The following is a 19,088-nucleotide window of genomic DNA, read 5'->3' on the forward strand; positions in this document are numbered from 1 at the left end:
CCCGAGCCCGGTGTCCCGGTCCCTGAGCCTGCTGCGCCGGTTCCCGAGCCCGGTGTCCCGGTCCCTGAGCCCGCTGCGCCGGTTCCCGAGCCTGCTGCGCCGGTCCCTGAGCCTGCTGCGCCGGTCCCTGAGCCTGCTGCGCCGGTCCCTGAGCCCGCTGTGCCGGTCCCTGAGCCCGCTGCGCCGGTCCCTGAGCCTGTCGAAGGGTTCTCCACCGTGCTCGTCGCCAACCGCGGCGAGATCGCGCGCCGGGTGATCCGCACGCTGCGGCGGCTCGGCATCCGCTCGGTCGCCGTCTACAGCGACGCCGACGCCGACGCGCCCCACGTGCGTGAGGCCGACGTCGCGGTGCGCATCGGGCCGGCTGCGGCATCCGAGTCCTACCTCGACATCGCTGCGGTGATCGAGGCCGCCCGCGAGACGGGTGCCGAGGCGATCCATCCGGGCTACGGGTTCCTGTCGGAGAACGCGGGATTCGCGCGCGCCTGCGTCGAGGCCGGGATCGTGTTCATCGGACCGGGGGAGCGCGCCCTCGACGTGATGGGCGACAAGATCCGTGCGAAGGAGCACGTCGTCGCACACGGCGTCCCGACCGTCCCCGGCTTCAGCGCCGTCGGAATGACGGATGCCGACATCGCCGTCGCGGCAGAGGAGACGGGCTACCCGCTGCTGGTCAAGCCGTCGGCCGGCGGTGGCGGCAAGGGGATGCAGGTCGTGCGTTCGGCGGCGGAGCTGCCGGACGCCCTCGCAACAGCGCGCCGGGTGGCCGCCGCCGCGTTCGGAGACGACACGCTGCTGCTGGAGCGCCTTCTCGAGCGCCCGCGACACATCGAGGTGCAGGTGCTCGCCGACGCGCACGGCTCGGTCATCCACCTGGGTGAGCGCGAGTGCACGCTGCAGCGACGGCATCAGAAGGTCATCGAGGAGGCCCCCTCGCCGGTGGTGGATGCCGCCACCCGCGCGCGCCTCGGAGCCGCAGCGTGCGCCGCCGCCGAGAGCGTCGACTACCGGGGCGCCGGCACCGTCGAGTTCCTCGTGGCAGGCGACCGCCCCGACGATTTCTTCTTCATCGAGATGAACACGAGACTGCAGGTCGAGCACCCGGTGACGGAGCTCGTCACCGGCGTCGACCTGGTCGAGCAGCAGCTCCTGGTCGCGGCAGGCCGTCCGCTCGCGCTCGCGCAGGACGACATCCGCCTCGACGGGCATGCCATCGAGGCCCGCGTGTACGCCGAGAGCCCCGCCCGCGGCTTCCTGCCGGCGACCGGCGAGGTGCTGGTGTGGCGCGAGCCCGGTTCCCCGGTCACCGAGCCCGCCTCCCCGGTCACCGAGCCCGCCTCCCCGGTCACCGAGCCCGCCTCCCCCGTCACCGAGCCCGCCTCCCCCGTCACCGAGCCCGCCTCCCCGGTCACTGAGCCTGTCGAAGTGCGCACAGACGCCGCGGTGGAGTCGGGAAGCGTGGTCTCGTCCGATTACGACCCGATGATCGCCAAGGTCATCGCGCACGGCGACGATCGCGCCCAGGCGATCGAGCGGCTCGACGCCGCGCTCGCCGAGACCGTGCTCCTCGGCGTCGAGAGCAACATCGGGTTCCTGCGAGAACTGCTCGCCGATCCGGGAGTGCAGTCGGGCGAGATGGACACCGGCCTGATCGACCGCCTGCCGCCATACGCGGCCCCGGAGCCGGGGGAGGCGGCGCTCGCCGCCGCCGCCCTGGCCGGAGAACTCGCGCGCGTGCGCGCCGGTGAGCCGGTGCGTACAGCGGCCGGCCCGCTGTGGCTGGCCGGCACCGGCTGGCGGGCGGGGAGTGCGCCGGTGCCTCGCACGGTCGCGGTCGAGTCGGAGGACGGGGGGATCGCAGTCATCACCGCCCCTGATCTCGGCTCGGCGCCGGTCGTCTCCGTCGGCTCGCGCCGCACCGAGGCGAGCGGATCCCCGGGCCAGGGCCGGTGGGGGACGAGGGCGATCGGGCGGGCGCTCCCACCCGGCGTGGTCGTCGCCACGGACGGAGACGGATGGCTCTGGGTGCACGCCGACGGCGCCACCCACCGGCTGCGTCCCCTCACCCGGCGGGAGGCGATGGAGAAGCGCCTCGCCGCCCGCGACCGCGATGCCGCCGCCACGGATCCGGAGCTGCGCGCCCCGATGCCGGGCGCGGTCGTCGCGCTGCACGTCGCCGACGGAGCGGCCGTCGCCGCCGGTGACCGCATCGTGACCATCGAGGCCATGAAGATGGAGCACCCGGTCATCGCGCCGCACGCGGGCGTCGTGCGCCTCGACGTCGCCACCGGCGACCAGGTGCGCCGCGACCAGGTGCTCGCCCATGTCGCCGCCGCAGAACCCGCCCACGAGGCATCCGACACCCCCTCCTGAAACCCGAGGAAGCCATGGACCACTCCAACCTGACCGACGACGAGCGAGAGCTCGCCCGCATGGTGCGCGACTTCGCCGACGAGGTCGTCGCCCCGCAGGCGTACGAGGCCGACCGCACGAAGACCCTGCCGATGGACGTCGTCGCGCAGATGGGGGAGCTCGGGCTGTTCGGACTGCCGTTCCCGGAGGAGTACGGCGGGCAGGGCGGCGACTACTTCGCACTCTGCCTCGCGATCGAGGCGCTCGGCCGCGTCGACCAGTCCCTCGCCATCACGCTGGAAGCCGGCGTCAGTCTCGGGGCGATGCCGGTGTTCCGCTTCGGCACGGAGGAGCAGAAGCAGAAGCTGCTGCCCGATCTGCTGGCGGGCAGGGCGCTCGCGGGCTTCGGGCTCACCGAGCCCGAAGCCGGCTCCGACGCCGGAGCCACGCGCACCACGGCGAGGCTCGAAGGCGGTGAGTGGGTGATCAACGGCTCGAAGCAGTTCATCACCAACTCGGGGACGTCGATCACCCGGTTCGTGACCGTCACGGCGGTCACGGGGGAGCAGGACGGCCGCAAGCAGATCTCGACCATCATCGTCCCCTCCGGCACCCCCGGCTTCACCGTCGAGCCGGGCTACGACAAGGTCGGCTGGCACGCCTCCGACACGCATCCGCTGACGTTCCAGGACGCGCGGGTGCCCGAGGGGAACCTCCTCGGCGAGCGGGGTCGCGGCTTCGCGAACTTCCTCCACATCCTCGACGAGGGTCGCATCGCGATCGCGGCGCTGTCGACCGGTGCGGCGGAAGGATGCCTGGAGGCCGCTGTCGACTACGCCAAGAAGCGCACCGTCTTCGGCGACGCGCTCGCCACGCGCCAGGGCATCCAGTTCCTCCTCGCCCGCATGCAGCTGCGCGTGCACAACGCACGCCTCGCGTGGCATCACGCCGCGCGGCTGCGCGACGCCGGAAAGCCCTTCAAGACCGAGGCGGCGATCGCCAAGCTCACGGCGAGCGACGCGGCGATGGACAACGCGCGCGACGCGACCCAGGTCTTCGGCGGCAACGGCTTCATGAACGAGTACCCGGTCGCACGGCATTACCGCGACTCGAAGATCCTCGAGATCGGCGAGGGCACGAACGAGGTGCAGCTGCTCGTGATCGCACGGGCGCTGGGCGTGGCGTGAGGGTAGCGTGACAGGAATGACCGACGAGACGAGCGCGATCATCCAACGAGGCCTGTACTACGAGGAGCTCGTCGCCGGCGCGACATACCTGCATCGCCCCGGTCGCACCGCCACCGAGGCCGACAACGTGCTGTTCTCGTCGCTCACCATGAACACGCAGGCGCTGCACCTGGATGCCGCGTTCTCCGAGTCGCAGCCGTTCGGCCAGCGTCTCATGAACTCCATGTGGACGCTGGCGACGATGGTCGGGGCATCCGTCTCGCAGATCACGCAGGGAACGCTGGTGGCGCAGCTCGGCCTCACCGACATCTCGTTCCCCGCGCCCCTGTTCCACGGCGACACGCTGTACACCGAGACGGAGGTCGTCGAGAAGCGGCTCTCGGCATCCCGTCCCGGGCAGGGCATCGTGACCCTTCGCCACACGGGACGCAACCAGCGCGGTGATGTCGTCGCGCTGGCCACGCGGACCGCCCTGATGTGGTGCGCGCCCGAGACCCCCGAGAGGACCCCATGAGCTTCGACCTCGGCCCCGCGCTGCTGTTCTGCCCCGCGGACCGCCCGGAACGGTACGGCAAGGCGTTCGACCGTGCGGACGCCGTGATCCTGGACCTCGAGGATGCGGTGGCGCCCTCCGACAAGACGGCGGCCCGGGGCCACCTGATCGAGTCCGAGCTCGACCCGGCGCGCGTCATCGTGCGGGTCAACGCGCCTGAGACCGACGAGTTCACCGCCGACATGGCGACGCTGTCGCAGACCGACTACCGGCGCATCATGGTGGCCAAGTCCGAGTCGCCCAAGCGCATCGGCCGCATCGACGCGCGATTCCAGGTCGTCGCCCTGTGCGAGACGGCGAAGGGCGTCGCGCAGGCGGACCGCATCGCCGCCCTCGACAACGTCGTGGCGATGATGTGGGGAGCGGAGGACCTGGTCGCGAGCCTCGGCGGCACATCCAGCCGCAAGCCCAACGGCCGCTACCGCGACATCGCGCGCTACGCCCGCTCGCGGGTCCTGCTTGCGGCCGGCGCCCGCGGCAAGGCCGCGATCGATGCGGTCCACCTCGACATCGACGACGCCAAGCGCCTGGCCATCGAGGCGGCGGATGCCGCGGCATCCGGGTTCCGCGCCACCGCCTGCATCCACCCGAGCCAGGTCGCCATCATCCGCGCGGCCTATCGTCCCGACGAGAAGGCCGTCGCGTGGGCGCGTGCCGTGCTCGGCGCCGCGCAGGCCGAGCGAGGCGTGTTCTCGTACCAAGGGCGAATGGTCGACGAGCCGGTGCTGCGCCATGCGCGCGGGATCCTGTCTCGCGCCGACGGATGAGCACCGAGTCCGGCCTCAGCGCACGTACTCGTCGACGGAGGCAGGCGCAGTCCGGGCGGGGAGCCTAGGCGACGAGCCCCGCGTAGGCGACGAGGCGGAGGTGATCGCGCTCGTAGACGAAGTCATGGGCGGATCCGTTGAGGAGCCGCTCGCCGGCGGGAGGCAGTTCGTCGGCGGTGGCGTGGCGGATCATCTCTCGGATGAGCGCACCGTGGCTGACGACGATCAAAGAGGACGCGGCGGGTGCGGTCGCGCGGCGGTGATCGCGTACGGCCCGGCCGAGCGCGGCGATGCCGCGGGTGCGCAGGTCGGTCCACGGTTCGGCCCCGGGCACCTCTGCGGTGTACGAGTCGCCCCACCGCTCGCGGAACTCGTCCAGCCCGACCCCTTCCGCGTCGCCGTACGCCCGCTCCCGGAGGCCGCGGTAGGTACGGGGAGCGGCCAGCCCCAGCTCGGCGGCGATGATCTCCGCCGTCTCGCGCGCGCGGGCGAGATCGCTCGAGACGATGGTCGCCGGGATCGCCCCCGCCGGTCGATCAGCACCTCCCAGGCGTCCGCGCAGTACCGCCGCGGTGGCGCGCGCCTGTGCGCGGCCCGTGTCGTTGAGGGGGATGTCGGTCGCGCCCTGGATGCGCCGGTCGCGGTTCCAGTCGGTCTCGCCGTGGCGGATCAGGATCAGGGCGGTCACCCCCTGAGCCTACCCGGGGCGCCTGGACGGGCGATGCGTCAGGAGAGCTGAGGAAGCCCGTCGGCCAGCGCCCGGAGGACTTCGCTCGTGCCGGCGTCGATCTTGACCGTCGCCCGGCCGTCTGCGCGCGTCGCGCCGCGGTTCACGATGACGACGGGCAGACGTCGGCGACGGGCGCGCTCGAGGAGCCGGATGCCCGAGTTCACGACGAGGGACGATCCCGCCACGACGAGCGCCTCGCTCGTGTGCACGAGCTGCTCCGCTTCCCGGAACTTCTCGGCGGGGATGAACTCGCCGAAGAACACGACATCGGGCTTCAGCATTCCGCCGCAGACGCTGCAGGCGGGGATGCGGAAACCCTCGGTGCTCTCGGGGAGCACATCGCCGTCAGGTCCGAGCGCGACGTTCTCGGGCACGGTGATCCACGGATTGTCCTCTTCGACGCGGCGAGCGAGGTCACGGCGATCGAACACCTGGCCGCAATGCGTGCAGAAGATGCGGCGCATCGTGCCGTGCAGTTCGACGACCCGCCGGCTCCCGGCCCGCACATGCAGGCCGTCGACGTTCTGGGTAACGACGCCGGTGGCGAGGCCCCGCGCCTCGAGGTCTGCGATCGCGCGATGCCCCGCATTGGGCTCGGCCGCCGCGAACGCCTTCCAGCCGAGGTGGCTGCCCACCCAGTACCGGCGCCGCGAGGCATCGCTCGAGAGGAACTGCTCGACCGTCATCGGGGTCCGCACCGGCGCACCGGCCCCGCGGTAGTCGGGGATGCCGGAGTCGGTCGAGACGCCGGCGCCGGTCAGCACCGCGATGCGGCGGCCCGAGAGCGTGGCGAGGGCGGCGGTGACGGCATCCGTCGTCCGTGCGTCAAAGCCGGTCGCGATCGCCGTCACGGTGCACCCCCTTCGCGTCGAGTGTAGGCCCCTCGGTTTTCCGGGATGTTACGGCGCCGCCCCGCGTGCCAGGATGAGCGCGTGGGCAGCTTCGGAGGAGTCAGCGCTGAGGCGTACGCGCGCTTCATGGGCCGCTTCTCGACGCCGTTGGCGCGAGAGTTCGCGACCGTCGGACTGGAACGCGTCGCGCCCGATGCTCGGGTGCTGGACGTCGGCTGCGGTCCCGGCATGCTCACGCGCGAGCTCGCGCGGCGGCGAGGCGCCCCGGCGGTGAGCGCCGTGGATCCCGAGCCGGTGTTCGTCGCGGCCGCCGCCGAGGCGTGTCCGGGTGTGGACGTGCGGGTGGCCGCTGCCGAGGATCTTCCGTTCGGCGACGCGGAGTTCGGGGCCGCGCTCGCGCAGCTCGTCGTCCACTTCATGCAGGACCCCGTGCGGGGCGTGACGGAGATGGCGCGCGTGACGGCGGAAGGCGGCCGCGTCTCGGCGTGCGTGTGGGATCACGCCGGTGGTGGCGGCCCGCTCTCGGACTTCTGGCGCCTCGCACACCGCCTCGACGACGGTGCCCGCGGCGAGGCCGCGCTGAGCGGTGCTGCCGAAGGGCAGCTGGTCGACATCTTCGAACGAGCGGGTCTGCACGCCGTGACGCAGACGGTCGTCGAGGCCACGGTGGCCTTCGGCGGCTTCGACGACTGGTGGGAGCCCTTCCTGCTGGGCGTCGGTCCGGCCGGTCGCTATGTCGCGTCCCTCGATGACGTCCACGTCTCGCGCCTGGAACACGCTCTGCGCGACGAGATGGGTGAGGGCGCGTTCGCCGTCACCGCGCGCGCCTGGACGGCGGTCGGCACGCGCGGGTGAGCCGGCCGCGGCGTGCGACGATGGACCCGATGCACGCGATCCATATCACCGACGCCTCAGACGTGCGGCTCGCGGACTACCGTGACCTCACGGATGTCGCCCTCCGGCGCGTGCTCGAGCCCGAGGGCGGCCTCTACATCGCGGAGTCGGCCAAAGTCATCGCGCGAGCGCTCGCGGCAGGTCACCGTCCCCGGTCGGTGCTCGTGCAGGAGAAATGGCTCGCCGACATCGAGCAGGTCCTCGCCGACGCGGCGGTGCCGGTATACGTCGTCGCTCCGGAGATCGCCGAGACCCTGACCGGGTACGCCGTGCACCGCGGCGCGCTCGCCGCGATGCACCGGCCGGTGCTGCCCGACGTGGCAGACGTGGTCGCCGACGCCCGGCTCGTCGTGGTGCTCGAGGACATCGTCGACCACACCAACGTCGGCGCCATCTTCCGGGCGGCGGCCGGGCTCGGTGCCGATGCGGTGCTCGTCAGCCCCCGCTGCGCCGACCCCCTGTACCGGCGGAGCGTGCGGGTGAGCATGGGGACGGTGTTCCAGGTGCCGTGGACCAGGCTGCCCGAATGGGGCGAGGCGCGCGACGTGCTCCACGGGGCGGGATTCTCGCTCGCCGCTCTCGCACTCGCCGACGACGCGGTGCCTCTCGACGAATTCGGCGCACGTCGACCGGAGCGGTTGGCGCTCATCCTCGGCTCCGAGGGCGATGGGTTGTCGCGGCGCGCTCTCCGCGTCGCCGACGTCGTCGTCACGATCCCCATGGCGGGGCACGTGGACTCGCTCAACGTCGCTGCGGCGAGCGCGGTCGCGCTGTGGGAGCTCCGTGCCCGCTGAACCAGCCGCCGTCGTCCGGTGAGTCTCAGGCGCCCGGACGCACGGTCAGCTCGGTGAGCTCGGCGTCGCGCGGCAGGTCGAGCGCCGCCAGGATGGTCGTGGCGACCGACGCGGGGTCGATCCACCGGGAGGCGTCGTAGTCGGCCCCTTCCTGCTGGTGGACCTTCTCCTGCATCGGAGTGGCAGTGCGTCCCGGATACACCGTCGTCACGCGGATGCCGTTCTCGCGCTCCTCCTCGCGCAGCGCGTCGGCGATCGCGCGCACCGCGAACTTGCTCGCGGCGTACGCGCCCCACTCCGGGCTGACGCGAAGACCCGCACCCGAGTTGACGAAGACCACCTGCCCCCGCGAGATGCGCAGTGCTGTGATCAGGAGACGGGTGAGCTCGGCGGGGGCCACGGCGTTCACGTTGAGCTGCTGCTGCCACGTCGCGACGGGCGTCTCGGCGACGGTGCCCAGCTCGACGATGCCGGCGACGTGGATCAGCGAATCGAGCCGGGAAGGGGTGCTCTGGTGGCCGAAGGCCCACGACAGCCGAGAGGGGTCCGCGAGGTCGCCCACCAGGGTCTGGGCGCCGGGGAACCGCTCGCGCAGCTGGGCGGCCCGCCCCGCATCGCGGGCGAGGAGCCACAGGTCGTCGCCGCGCTCGGCCAGCCGGTCCGCGAGCGCCGCCCCGATGCCCGAGCCCGCCCCGGTGAGAAGGTGCACGCTCATCTCAGTCCTCCTCGCCGCGGGTGGCCGCGGCCTCGGGGCTGAGAGACGGGAGGGACGAGGGATCCGCCCCCGGCACCGTGGTCGCGACCGGCAGCGGATCGGGGCGCTTCGCCGTGATGGCGTCGCCCGAGGACTGGTGCCGCAGGCGCCGCAGCACCCAGGGCACGAGGTACTCGCGCGCCCAGACGAGATCGACGGCGCGAGCCTCACGCCAGGTGCGGAGGGGGAGCGGGTCGGGCTGCATCGGCTGCAGATCGTTGGGCACGTTGAGCGCCCGCAGCACCATGCGCGCCACCTCGTGATGGCCCAGCGCGTTGTAGTGGAGGCGATCGTCGTCGAAGAAGCGCATGTCCTGCACCTCTTTCAGCGCCCACTGGTCTGCGACGATGCAGTCGTAGCGGTCGGCGATCGCGCGGATGTTCTCGTTGTAGATCGCAACCTTGCCTCGGATGCCGCGGAACACCGGCGTGAACGCGGTGTCGATGCCGGTGAAGACCACGACGGTCGCACCGGCGCGCGAGAGCCGCACGACGGCATCCTCGAAGAACTGCGCCACCCGGTCAGGGTCGCTGTTCGGACGGATGACGTCGTTGCCCCCTGCCGAGAAGGTCACCAGGTCGGGCTTGAGGGCGATGGCCGGCTCGACCTGCTCCTGGACGATCTGGGCGATGAGGCGGCCGCGGACGGCGAGATTGGCGTAGGCGAAGTCGTCCACCTGCTCCGACAGCACCTCGGCCACCCGGTCGGCCCAGCCGCGCAGGCCGTTCGCCGCCGCCGGTTCGGGGTCGCCGACGCCCTCGGTGAACGAATCCCCGATCGCGACGAATCGCCGCCACGGGTGCGGTCCCGTGTTGTCGGCGTGCGGCGTACGGGCATCTTCTGTGGTGAGCATGCTTCCTCCGGTCCTCGGCTCGTGACCGAGAGTCAGGCTACCCCCGGACGCCGACCCTCGATGTCGTGCCGGTCGTCTATCGTGGTGACTCGTTGTCTACGGGGGAGGGGCATTCGTGACGGACGAAACGACGATCGAATCGCACGCCGACGCCCGCATCTCCGACCCGAGCAATTCCGAGACCCACACCGCCGAGCCGCATATCGGCAGCTTCGCGGCCGAGCACCTGTCGCCGACGTACCCGCAGCGCGCCCCCTGGGGCACCGCGCAGCGCCTGCGCGCCTGGCAGGCCGAAGCGCTCGACCTGTACTTCTCGCTCGACGGGCCGGACGGCCCCGGCGCCGGCCCCCGCGACTTCCTGGCGGCGGCGACCCCGGGCGCCGGCAAGACGACGTTCGCGCTGCGCCTTGCGAGCGAGCTTCTGCGCCGTCGGATCGTCGACCGCATCGTCGTGGTGGCCCCCACCGAGCACCTGAAGACCCAGTGGGCCGATGCGGCGGCGCGCGTCGGCATCCGTCTCGACCCGGTGTTCAGCAACCGCCACGTCGCACCCGCCCGGCAGTACCACGGCGTCGCCGTGACCTACGCGCAGGTCGCGGTCAAGGCATCCGTCCACCAGCGCCTGACGATGGATGCGCGCACGCTCGTCGTCCTCGATGAGGTGCACCACGGCGGCGACGCCCTGAGCTGGGGCGACGCGCTGCGCGAGGCTTACGGTCGGGCCACCCGTCGGCTGCTGCTGAGCGGCACGCCGTTCCGCAGCGACACCGCGCCGATCCCGTTCGTCGAGTACCACCCCGATGCCAAGGGCATTCGCGTCTCGCGCACCGACTACGCCTACGGCTACGGGCGCGCACTCGAAGACGGCGTCGTGCGTCCGGTCCTGTTCCTTGTGTACGCCGGCCACATGCGGTGGCGCACCAAGAGCGGCGAGGAGATGGAGGCTCAGCTCGGGCAGGACAACACCAAGGACATCACGTCGCAGGCGTGGCGCACCGCTCTCGATCCCGAGGGCGACTGGATCCCCGCGGTGCTGCGTTCGGCCGACCGCCGTCTCACCGAGGTGCGGGAGCATGTTCCGGATGCCGGCGGGCTGGTGATCGCGACAGACCAGACGGCCGCGCGCGCCTACGCCGCGATCCTGCATCAGCTGAGCGGCGAGCAGCCGACGGTGGTGCTCTCCGACGAGGCCGAGGCGTCGAGCCGCATCGAGGAGTTCTCGACATCGACGAGCCGCTGGATGGTCGCGGTGCGCATGGTGTCGGAGGGCGTGGACGTGCCGCGGCTCGCGGTCGGCGTCTACGCGACCAGTGCCTCGACCCCCCTGTTCTTCGCGCAGGCCATCGGCCGCTTCGTGCGCGCCCGCCGCCGCGGCGAGACCGCGAGCGTCTTCCTGCCGAATGTGCCGCAGCTGCTCGCGCTCGCAGGCGAGATGGAGGCGCAGCGCGACCACGCGCTGGATCGCGACTCCGACGGCGACGACGAGTGGAACGCCGAAGAAGACCTCATGAACGCCGCCGAGCGCGAGGACAAGGCGTCCGACGCCCTCGAGGAGGAGTTCGAGTACCAGGCGCTGGGCTCGCAGGCGCACTTCGACCGCGTGCTGTTCGACGGCAAGGAGTTCGGCCAGCTCGCGGTGCCCGGCTCGCTCGAGGAGGAGGAGTTCCTCGGCATCCCGGGCCTCCTCGAGCCCGACCAGGTGCACGAGGTGCTCATGTCGCGCGTGTCGCGCCAGTCCCGCCACCGCTCCGCTCGGGAGGCGCAGGAGCGCGCCGCCCCGCCCGAAGCGGAGCCGGCGCTGCCGCAGGCGCTGCACCGCACGCTGAAGGAGCAGCGGCAGCTGCTCAACAGCCTGGTCGGCCTCTACGCGCGGCAGACCGGCGAGGCGCACGGCCTGGTCCATGCCGAGCTGCGCCGCATCTGCGGCGGCCCCGCCGTCTCGCACGCGACGGTCGCCCAGCTGCAGGCGCGCATCGAGGTGCTTCGCAAGCGCGTCCATTCCTGACACGCCCTGAACCGGCCTGCGCGCGGGGCGGTTCGGAACCCCGAAATGCTGGCAATCCCGCATTCAGGACCGGTCGAGGTCCGGGCGCTGACTAGCGTTGACGAGTCCCACCCCCGACTGGAGGCCCGAGTGAGCGCGCCCACCGCACCGACCGACCGAGATCGCCGCCGCTGGGCGCAGTACCTCGTGAACGAGCGCGCCGAGGCGCGCGTGTACCGGGAGCTCGCGAGCCGCCGCGACGGCGAGGAGCGCGAGATCCTTCTCGCGCTCGCCGAGGCCGAGGGACGGCACGAAGCGCATTGGCTCGAGCTGCTGGGTGCGGAGCCGGCGCGGCTGCCGCGACCCGACGTGCGCACGCGCCTGCTCGGCAGCATGGCGAAGAGCTTCGGGTCGATCTTCGTGCTGGCGCTCGCCCAGAACGCGGAGGCCCGCTCGCCGTACGACGATGAGCCGTATGCGACGGCCTCCATGGCCGCCGACGAGAAGGTGCATCACGAGGTGGTGCGGGGGCTCGCTGCCCGTGGGCGGCGCCGGCTGTCCGGCACCTTCCGCGCCGCCGTGTTCGGCGCCAACGACGGCCTGGTGTCGAACCTCGCCCTGGTGATGGGCATCGGCGCGACGGGCGTGTCGAGCCAGTTCGTGCTGTTCAGCGGCATCGCCGGCCTGCTGGCGGGCGCCTTGTCCATGGGCGCGGGGGAGTTCGTGTCGGTGCGCTCGCAGCGCGAGCTCCTGGCCGCCACGGAGCCGAGCGACTTCGCCGACGGCGCGATCCCTCACCTCGACATCGACGCCAACGAACTGGCGCTCGTGTACCGGACGCGCGGGATGCCGGAGGCCGAGGCGATCGCGCGCGCGCGGCGCATCGTCGAAGCGGCGCGGGCCGCCGGGCAGGGCCGTGCCGAGACCGGCCCGATCGTCGTACCGGATCACGGCGACGTCGTGGGCAGCGCGTGGGCGGCGGCGCTGTCGAGCTTCCTCTTCTTCGCGTCGGGTGCGATCATCCCGGTGCTGCCGTGGATCTTCGGTCTCTCGGGGCTCGCGGCCGTCGTGCTGGCGCTCGTCCTCGTCGGCATCGCGCTGATGTCGACCGGCGCCGCTGTCGGCCTCCTGTCGGGCGCTCCGCCGCTCCGACGGGCGCTCCGACAGCTCGGAATCGGGTTCGGCGCGGCCGCCGTCACGTACCTCCTCGGTCTGCTGTTCGGCGTCTCGATGGGGTGACGCGCCCGGGCTCGCCGCGATTCGTTGAACCTCCGGTGACGTGGTAATGTCATTCCTCGGTTGCGAAACCGAAAACCACCTTGCGCGGGTGGCGGAATAGGTAGACGCGCTAGCTTGAGGTGCTAGTGCCCTTTAACGGGCGTGGGGGTTCAAGTCCCCCCTCGCGCACAGTGAAGAAGGCCCCCGAAAGGGGGCCTTCTTTCGTCAGATGAGAGGTTTGTCCGCATGCCTGAAGCCGAGCTTCCCGAAGTCGCCGCCGTCGCGCGCGATCTCATCCGCTTCGACACCACCAATCACGGCGGCGGCCGGGCGGCGGGGGAGCGGGAGGCGGCGGAGTACGTCGGCGCATACCTGTCGGATCTCGGACTGACGCCCGAGTTCTACGAGCCGATCCCGCGCCGCACGAACGTCATGGCGCGGGTCCCTGGCCGCAATCGCGACAAGCCGGCCCTCGTGCTCCACGGCCACCTCGACGTCGTCCCGGCGATCGCCGACGACTGGAGCGTCGCCCCCTTCGCGGGCGTCGTGCGCGACGGGATGCTGTGGGGCCGCGGCGCCGTGGACATGAAGGACATGGACGCCATGATCCTCACCTCGGTGGCCGACATCCTCCGCTCCGGCGAGCAGCCGGAGCGCGACCTCGTCCTGGCGTTCTTCGCGGACGAGGAGAACGGCGGCGTCGAAGGCTCCGCGCTCGTCGTCCAGGACCGCCCCGGCTGGTTCGAGGGTGCGACGGAGGCGATCAGCGAGGTCGGCGGCTACTCGATCCCGCTCGGCGACCGCCACGCGTACCTGCTCCAGGTGGGCGAGAAGGCGCTCGTGTGGATCCGGCTCGTCGCGCGCGGGCGTGCCGCGCACGGCTCGAGCTTCCATGCCGACAACGCCGTCACACGCCTCGCCGAGGCCGTCGCCGCAGTGGGTCGCACGGCGTGGCCGGTGACGCTCACCGACACCACCCGCGAGATGACCGCACGCCTCGCTGCGCTGACCGGCCAGGCATCCGACGACGCCGATGCCGTCGCGGCAGCCACGGGCGCGGCATCCGGATTCCTCCGTTCGACGCTGCGCACCACCACCAACCCGACCGGCCTCGTCGCCGGCTACAAGCACAACGTCATCCCCGACCGCGCCGAGGCGCTCATCGACGTGCGGGTGCTGCCCGGCACCGAGGAGGCGGCCCTGGCCGACATCCGCCGCATCGTCGGCGACGGCGTGGACGTCGAGGTCGTGCACCAGGACATCGGCCTCGAGGTGCCGTTCTCCGGCGACCTCGTCGACGCCATGGTGGCGGCGCTCGGCCGCCACGATCCCGGCGCACCCGTCATCCCGTACCTCATGGGCGGCGGCACCGACAACAAGGCGCTGGCCGCGCTGGGCATCTCGGGCTACGGATTCGCCCCGCTGCGCCTGCCGGCGGATCTCGACTTCACGGGCATGTTCCACGGTGTCGACGAGCGTGTGCCGATCGATGCGCTGGTCTTCGGCCAGACTGTCCTCACCGACCTGCTCCGCACCTACTGAAGTCCCCGGCGGACGCCGCGACAGCGCGGCAGCCGTCAGGCCCGTCTGAAAGGCGCCCATGCTTCTCGAAGCGATCATCCTCGGCTTCGTCCAGGGATTGACCGAGTTCCTGCCCATCTCGTCGAGCGCGCATCTGCGCATCCTCGGTGAGTTCCTGCCCTCGGCGCAGGACCCCGGTGCCGCCTTCACCGCGATCACGCAGATCGGCACCGAGGCGGCGGTCGTGGTCTTCTTCTGGCGCGACATCGTGCGCATCATCGGGCACTGGTTCCGCGCCCTGTTCGGCCGCATCCCGCGCAACGACCCGGACGCGAAGCTCGGCTGGCTCATCATCATCGGCTCGATCCCGATCGTGGTGCTCGGCCTGCTCTTCCAGGACCAGATCGAGACCGTCCTGCGCTCGCTCTGGATCACGGCGGGCATGCTGATCTTCTTCGGCGTGCTGCTCGGCATCGCCGACCACGTCGGTGCGAAGCGACGCAAGCTCGAAGACATCACGATCGGCCACGGCGTGATCTACGGCTTCGCGCAGTCGCTCGCCCTGATCCCGGGCGTGTCACGCTCGGGCGGCACCATCACCGCCGGACTCTTCATGGGCTACGAGCGCGCCGCCGCTGCGCGCTACGCGTTCCTGCTCGCCATCCCGGCGGTGTTCGGCAGCGGGTTCTTCCAGCTGGTGAAGAGCCTCGACGAGCCGGGCGTCTTCACGCTCGGCGAGACGTCGGTCGCCACCGGCATCGCCTTCATCGTCGCGCTCGGCGTGATCGCGTTCTTCATGAACTGGATCTCCAAGCACAGCTTCCTGCCGTTCGTGGTCTACCGCGTCGCGCTGGGGTCGCTGCTGCTGGTGCTGCTCAGCATGGGCGTCATCAACCCGTAGAAGAGCCGACGGCGGACGACGTGCGCGCGGATGCCGCTCAGCGGCGCGGGTCGTCGCGGCCGGGCTTGCTCGGTCCATCGCCCGGCTTGCCGTCGGTCCGGCGGAGGTACCGCTCGAACTCCTGCGCGATCGCGTCGCCGGACGCCTCGGGCGAGTCCCAGGTGTCGCGTGTGCGCTCGAGCTGGTGGATGTAGTCGGTCATCTCCTCGTCGTCGGCCGCCGCCGCGTCGATCGAGGCCTCCCAGGCCGCCGCCTCGGTGGCGAGGTCGCCGCGGGGCACCGGCGCGCCGGTCAGGTCTTCGAGCTTGTCGAGCAGCGCGAGCGTCGCCTTGGGCGACGGGGTGTGACCGGCGACGTAGTGCGGCACGCTGGCCCAGAGGCTCGCCGTCCGGATGCCGGCACGCTCCGCGGCGTCGCCCAGGACGCTGAGAATGCCCACGGGTCCCTCATAGGAGCTGCGCTCGAGCTCGAGCGTGGTGCGGAGGTTCTCGTTGTCACTGCCCGCGAACACCGAGATCGGGCGGGTGTGCGGCACGTCCGACATCATCGAGCCGATCGCGACGAAGCCGGTGATGTCCTCCCGCAGGGCGATGTCGACGAACTCGGACGAGAACGCCTGCCACGCGCGAGCCGGCTCCACGCCTGTGAGCAGCCACAGCTGCGTGCCACGGGTCGCACGCGCGGGGCGCAGCAGGGAGGCCTCGGGCCACTGCAGGGTGCGCCGGCCGTCCGCATCGGCGGCGATGTGCGGGCGGGTGTACTGGTAGTCGAAGTAGAGCTCGGGGTCGACCGAGAACACCGTCTCGTACGAGCCGCCGTCGCGCAGCTGCGTGATCGCGGAGGACGCGGCTTCGCCCGCGTCGTTCCATCCGTCGAATGCAGCGACGAGAACACGACGACCCAGTCCGTCCACGGGACCCCCTCCGCCCGCATCGGCTGCGGGCTCCTTCCAGGATATGCCCCCCTCTCGGCGGACGGTCGGAGCCCCGTCGGTAGGATTGCACGGTGAATGAGCCTCCTCTCGCCGCCGTCCTGTGGGATATGGACGGCACCCTGGTCGATACCGAGTCCTATTGGATGGCAGCGGAGACGGCCTTGGTCGAGAGCTTCGGAGGCACGTGGTCGCACGAGCAGGCGCTGCAGCTCGTCGGTGCGGGACTGGAGGACTCCGCGAGCGTCTTCCAGGCCGAAGGTGTTCGCATGGGTGTCCGCGACATCGTCGACCATCTGACGGACGATGTGATGCGTCAGCTGGCTACTACGGGCGTGCCGTTCCGCCCCGGTGCTCGCGAGCTGCTGGCGGATCTGCGCGCGAATGGCGTGAAGACGGCGCTGGTCACGATGTCGCTGAGCCGGATGGCGCAGGCGGTCGTCGATCTGATCGACTTCGACGCGTTCGATGTCGTGGTCGCCGGCGACGACGCGACGCGCCCGAAGCCGTACCCCGATGCCTACCTGCAGGCGTGCGAACTTCTTGGAGTCAAACCTGGTGACGCTGTCGCGATCGAGGACTCCTCCACGGGCGTGCGCGCGGCGGTCGCATCCGGTGCGTCGGTGATCGGGGTGCCGCTCATGGTGTCGCTCACCGGCGCCGGCGCCCACGTGCTGTGGGACACCCTCGACGGGCGCACCGTCGACGACCTGGCCGCCTTCCACCAGTCGCACCGCACGCGCTTGCGCGCCGGCGCCGCCACCGCCATCGAGGAGAATGCACGATGACTGACGAGATCACCCGCCCGAGCGGCCCGTTCCGACTCGGCGATCGCGTTCAGCTCACCGGTCCCAAGGGACGCCTCCACACCATCACGCTGCGCGAGGACGGCGAACTGCACACGCACCACGGCGTGCTCAAGCACACGCAGCTGATCGGCCAGCCCGACGGTTCCGTGGTCGCCAACAGCGGCGGCCACGAGTACCTGGCGCTGCGCCCCCTGCTGCGCGATTTCGTGATGTCGATGCCGCGCGGCGCGGCCATCGTCTATCCGAAGGATGCCGCGCAGATCATCGCGGAGGCCGACATCTTCCCCGGCGCCACCGTCGTGGAGGCCGGTGTGGGTTCGGGGGCACTATCGCTCTGGCTCCTGCGGGCGATCGGCGACGCCGGGAGGCTCGTGTCGTTCGAACGCCGGGACGACTTCGCCGCCGTCGCCCGCGCGAACGTCGAGACGTTCATCGGAGAGGTCCCCGGCAGCTGGGACGTCGTCGTGGGGGATCTCGCCGACGAGCTGACGGACACGGTGGCTGCGGCATCCGTCGATCGCGTCGTCCTCGACATGCTGGCGCCGTGGGAGTGCATCGATGCCGTCGCCGAGGCGCTCACGCCCGGCGGCGTGGTGGTCTGCTACGTCGCGACAGCGACGCAGCTCAGCCGTGTCGCCGAGTACATCCGCAGCACGGGGCTGTTCACCGAGCCGGGCGCGAACGAGACGATGGTGCGCGGCTGGCACGTCGAAGGGCTCGCCGTGCGCCCCGACCACCGGATGGTCGCCCACACCGGCTTCCTCATCTGGGCGCGCCGGCTGGCGCCGGGCGCCGTCGCACCCGAGGTCAAGCGTCGCGCGTCGAAGTCGAGCTACGGCGACGAGGACGTCGAGCTGTGGACACCCGGTGCGGTCGGCGACCGGCAGATCACCGACAAGAACCTGCGCAAGCGCGTCCGCGAGGCCGAGCGCGCGGCGGAGGGGGCCCGGCAGGCGGCGGGACGCGCGGGCGCGCCCGACGGCACCGCCTAGACTGTTCCGGTGCGCAAGATCCCCGCTGCCCTCGCCGTCCTGGGACTGGTGACCGTCGGCCTGGCCGGATGCTCGATGCCCGGCTCGTCGTCCGACTGCTCTCGTCCCGCCGTGTCCGACGCCGACGTGATGGACCTCATCGACGTCACGGGCGACACCGACGAGCAGCCCGAGGTCGACATGTACACGCCGTTGCGCGCGCCGCACCTCGCCTACGAGGACGTGGTCGTGGGCGACGGCACACCGATCACCGCGCAGAACCAGCTGATGGTCGTCGACGTCGCGCTGTTCAGCGGGGCCACCGGTGAGCCGCTCGTGGCCACCGCCTACGACGGTGACCTGTCGAGCGTCACGTCTCCGGCCCAGTGGACCACGAACTTCCCGGGCTTCGAGGACGCTCTGCACTGCGCCACCGACGGCTCGCGCATCGCGGTCGCGCTGTCACCCGATGACATGGCGGACGGCGTCGCCAAGGGCTTCGGCCTGGAGGACGACGACACCGCGGTCGCGGTCGTCGACGTGCGCAAGGTGTACCTCCCCGCCGCGGACGGTGCGAACCAGTTCAACAGCGGGTTCGGCCTGCCCACCGTCGTGCGTGCGCCCGACGGTCGCCCCGGCCTGATCATCCCCGATGGAGCACCGCCGACCGATGTCGTCGTCCAGACGCTGAAGAAGGGCACCGGCGAGAAGGTGACCGGCGATCAGCCGGTGCGCGTGCACTACACCGGGGTCGTGTGGGGCGAGAACGAGGCGTTCGACTCCACCTGGGACGGCGAGCCGGCGTCGGTCACGCTCGACGGTGTGGTCCCGGGCTTCGCTCAAGCGCTCGAGGGGCAGACGGTCGGCTCGCAGGTCCTCGTCGTGGTGCCGCCCGATCAGGGCTACGGCGATGAGGCCCAGGGCGCCATCCCGGCGGGCTCGACGCTCGTGTTCGTCATCGACATCCTGGGTCTGGACGTCGCACCCGAGGAGTGACCCGGCGTTCGGCGGTGGGGCC

At 71.6% G+C, this 19,088-nt stretch carries 18 protein-coding genes and 1 tRNA gene; 14 read left to right on the top strand and 5 right to left on the bottom strand.

Annotation, left to right across the window (positions count from 1 at the left end; all coding sequences use genetic code 11):
• The first annotated feature begins 216 nt into the window (after nucleotides 1-216).
• The 4 genes from NCG93_RS02665 to NCG93_RS02680 are packed head-to-tail and all read left to right on the top strand — an operon-like array spanning nucleotide 217 to nucleotide 4,859.
• The gene (locus NCG93_RS02665) at nucleotides 217-2,373 is read left to right on the top strand and encodes an acetyl/propionyl/methylcrotonyl-CoA carboxylase subunit alpha (RefSeq protein WP_252787417.1); all 2,157 of its coding nucleotides are present in this window, start codon (nucleotides 217-219) and stop codon (nucleotides 2,371-2,373) included.
• 14 nt (nucleotides 2,374-2,387) lie between these two features.
• Nucleotides 2,388-3,539, top strand: coding sequence for an acyl-CoA dehydrogenase family protein (locus NCG93_RS02670; RefSeq protein WP_194415575.1), 1,152 nt, complete (start codon nucleotides 2,388-2,390; stop codon nucleotides 3,537-3,539).
• Nucleotides 3,540-3,555: 16 nt separating this feature from the next.
• Nucleotides 3,556-4,053 (top strand): MaoC family dehydratase, encoded by a 498-nt coding sequence (locus NCG93_RS02675; protein ID WP_194415573.1) that lies wholly within the window; start codon nucleotides 3,556-3,558, stop codon nucleotides 4,051-4,053.
• Nucleotides 4,050-4,859: an HpcH/HpaI aldolase/citrate lyase family protein gene (locus NCG93_RS02680; RefSeq protein ID WP_194415571.1), complete on the top strand. Its 810-nt coding sequence runs from the start codon at nucleotides 4,050-4,052 to the stop codon at nucleotides 4,857-4,859. Before NCG93_RS02675 ends, NCG93_RS02680 begins: the two co-directional genes overlap by 4 nt.
• Nucleotides 4,860-4,923: 64 nt before the next feature.
• Here the strand turns inward: NCG93_RS02680 and NCG93_RS02685 are convergent, their stop codons facing one another.
• On the bottom strand, nucleotides 4,924-5,547 hold the full coding sequence (locus NCG93_RS02685) for a histidine phosphatase family protein (protein WP_194415569.1): 624 nt from the start codon (nucleotides 5,545-5,547) through the stop codon (nucleotides 4,924-4,926).
• A gap of 38 nt (nucleotides 5,548-5,585) precedes the next feature.
• Entirely contained in the window at nucleotides 5,586-6,440 is an 855-nt protein-coding gene (locus tag NCG93_RS02690; RefSeq protein WP_372495935.1) for a Sir2 family NAD-dependent protein deacetylase, read from the bottom strand.
• 81 nt (nucleotides 6,441-6,521) lie between these two features.
• Here NCG93_RS02690 and NCG93_RS02695 point away from each other — a divergent pair, with 81 nt between their 5' ends.
• Nucleotides 6,522-7,295, top strand: coding sequence for a class I SAM-dependent methyltransferase (locus tag NCG93_RS02695; RefSeq protein WP_252787418.1), 774 nt, complete (start codon nucleotides 6,522-6,524; stop codon nucleotides 7,293-7,295).
• A gap of 29 nt (nucleotides 7,296-7,324) precedes the next feature.
• Complete coding sequence (locus NCG93_RS02700) at nucleotides 7,325-8,128, top strand: TrmH family RNA methyltransferase (RefSeq protein ID WP_194415565.1); 804 nt, start codon at nucleotides 7,325-7,327, stop codon at nucleotides 8,126-8,128.
• A gap of 25 nt (nucleotides 8,129-8,153) precedes the next feature.
• On the opposite strand, the gene NCG93_RS02705 is transcribed toward NCG93_RS02700, so the two are convergent.
• On the bottom strand, nucleotides 8,154-8,843 hold the full coding sequence (locus NCG93_RS02705; RefSeq protein ID WP_194415562.1) for an SDR family oxidoreductase: 690 nt from the start codon (nucleotides 8,841-8,843) through the stop codon (nucleotides 8,154-8,156).
• A 1-nt stretch (nucleotide 8,844) separates the two neighbouring features.
• Complete coding sequence (locus tag NCG93_RS02710; protein ID WP_241742203.1) at nucleotides 8,845-9,735, bottom strand: SGNH/GDSL hydrolase family protein; 891 nt, start codon at nucleotides 9,733-9,735, stop codon at nucleotides 8,845-8,847.
• Nucleotides 9,736-9,892: 157 nt separating this feature from the next.
• Between NCG93_RS02710 and NCG93_RS02715 the strand changes: the two genes are divergently transcribed.
• The 5 genes from NCG93_RS02715 (at nucleotide 9,893) to NCG93_RS02735 (ending at nucleotide 15,359) form a co-directional block, all read left to right on the top strand.
• The gene (locus tag NCG93_RS02715) at nucleotides 9,893-11,740 is read left to right on the top strand and encodes a DEAD/DEAH box helicase (RefSeq protein ID WP_372495938.1); all 1,848 of its coding nucleotides are present in this window, start codon (nucleotides 9,893-9,895) and stop codon (nucleotides 11,738-11,740) included.
• A gap of 129 nt (nucleotides 11,741-11,869) precedes the next feature.
• Nucleotides 11,870-12,958: a VIT1/CCC1 transporter family protein gene (locus NCG93_RS02720; RefSeq protein ID WP_194415560.1), complete on the top strand. Its 1,089-nt coding sequence runs from the start codon at nucleotides 11,870-11,872 to the stop codon at nucleotides 12,956-12,958.
• An 82-nt stretch (nucleotides 12,959-13,040) separates the two neighbouring features.
• Nucleotides 13,041-13,126 (top strand) — tRNA-Leu (locus NCG93_RS02725).
• A gap of 57 nt (nucleotides 13,127-13,183) precedes the next feature.
• Nucleotides 13,184-14,479, top strand: coding sequence for a M20/M25/M40 family metallo-hydrolase (locus NCG93_RS02730; protein ID WP_194415558.1), 1,296 nt, complete (start codon nucleotides 13,184-13,186; stop codon nucleotides 14,477-14,479).
• Between the two features lie 58 nt (nucleotides 14,480-14,537).
• On the top strand, nucleotides 14,538-15,359 hold the full coding sequence (locus NCG93_RS02735) for an undecaprenyl-diphosphate phosphatase (protein WP_194415556.1): 822 nt from the start codon (nucleotides 14,538-14,540) through the stop codon (nucleotides 15,357-15,359).
• Nucleotides 15,360-15,396: 37 nt separating this feature from the next.
• Here NCG93_RS02735 and NCG93_RS02740 read toward each other — a convergent pair whose 3' ends face one another.
• Nucleotides 15,397-16,272: a PAC2 family protein gene (locus tag NCG93_RS02740; RefSeq protein WP_194415554.1), complete on the bottom strand. Its 876-nt coding sequence runs from the start codon at nucleotides 16,270-16,272 to the stop codon at nucleotides 15,397-15,399.
• A gap of 92 nt (nucleotides 16,273-16,364) precedes the next feature.
• Here NCG93_RS02740 and NCG93_RS02745 point away from each other — a divergent pair, with 92 nt between their 5' ends.
• The 3 genes from NCG93_RS02745 to NCG93_RS02755 are packed head-to-tail and all read left to right on the top strand — an operon-like array spanning nucleotide 16,365 to nucleotide 19,066.
• A complete protein-coding gene (locus tag NCG93_RS02745; protein WP_308212089.1) occupies nucleotides 16,365-17,078 on the top strand; it encodes an HAD family hydrolase in 714 nt (237 codons plus the stop codon).
• Complete coding sequence (locus tag NCG93_RS02750; RefSeq protein WP_194415552.1) at nucleotides 17,075-18,091, top strand: tRNA (adenine-N1)-methyltransferase; 1,017 nt, start codon at nucleotides 17,075-17,077, stop codon at nucleotides 18,089-18,091. Before NCG93_RS02745 ends, NCG93_RS02750 begins: the two co-directional genes overlap by 4 nt.
• A 9-nt stretch (nucleotides 18,092-18,100) precedes the next feature.
• On the top strand, nucleotides 18,101-19,066 hold the full coding sequence (locus NCG93_RS02755; protein ID WP_194415550.1) for an FKBP-type peptidyl-prolyl cis-trans isomerase: 966 nt from the start codon (nucleotides 18,101-18,103) through the stop codon (nucleotides 19,064-19,066).
• Nucleotides 19,067-19,088 lie beyond the last annotated feature (22 nt).

This window comes from Microbacterium yannicii (assembly GCF_024055635.1).
Classification (GTDB): domain Bacteria; phylum Actinomycetota; class Actinomycetes; order Actinomycetales; family Microbacteriaceae; genus Microbacterium; species Microbacterium yannicii.

Bases quoted from the DNA above. Each gene is read 5' to 3' on its own strand.
- NCG93_RS02670 (WP_194415575.1), top strand. From the start codon at position 2,388: ATGGACCACTCCAACCTGACCGACGACGAGCGAGAGCTCGCCCGCATG.
- NCG93_RS02675 (WP_194415573.1), top strand. From the start codon at position 3,556: ATGACCGACGAGACGAGCGCGATCATCCAACGAGGCCTGTACTACGAG.
- NCG93_RS02680 (WP_194415571.1), top strand. From the start codon at position 4,050: ATGAGCTTCGACCTCGGCCCCGCGCTGCTGTTCTGCCCCGCGGACCGC.
- NCG93_RS02700 (WP_194415565.1), top strand. From the start codon at position 7,325: ATGCACGCGATCCATATCACCGACGCCTCAGACGTGCGGCTCGCGGAC.
- NCG93_RS02705 (WP_194415562.1), bottom strand. From the start codon at position 8,843: ATGAGCGTGCACCTTCTCACCGGGGCGGGCTCGGGCATCGGGGCGGCG.
- NCG93_RS02710 (WP_241742203.1), bottom strand. From the start codon at position 9,735: ATGCTCACCACAGAAGATGCCCGTACGCCGCACGCCGACAACACGGGA.
- NCG93_RS02730 (WP_194415558.1), top strand. From the start codon at position 13,184: ATGCCTGAAGCCGAGCTTCCCGAAGTCGCCGCCGTCGCGCGCGATCTC.
- NCG93_RS02735 (WP_194415556.1), top strand. From the start codon at position 14,538: ATGCTTCTCGAAGCGATCATCCTCGGCTTCGTCCAGGGATTGACCGAG.
- NCG93_RS02750 (WP_194415552.1), top strand. From the start codon at position 17,075: ATGACTGACGAGATCACCCGCCCGAGCGGCCCGTTCCGACTCGGCGAT.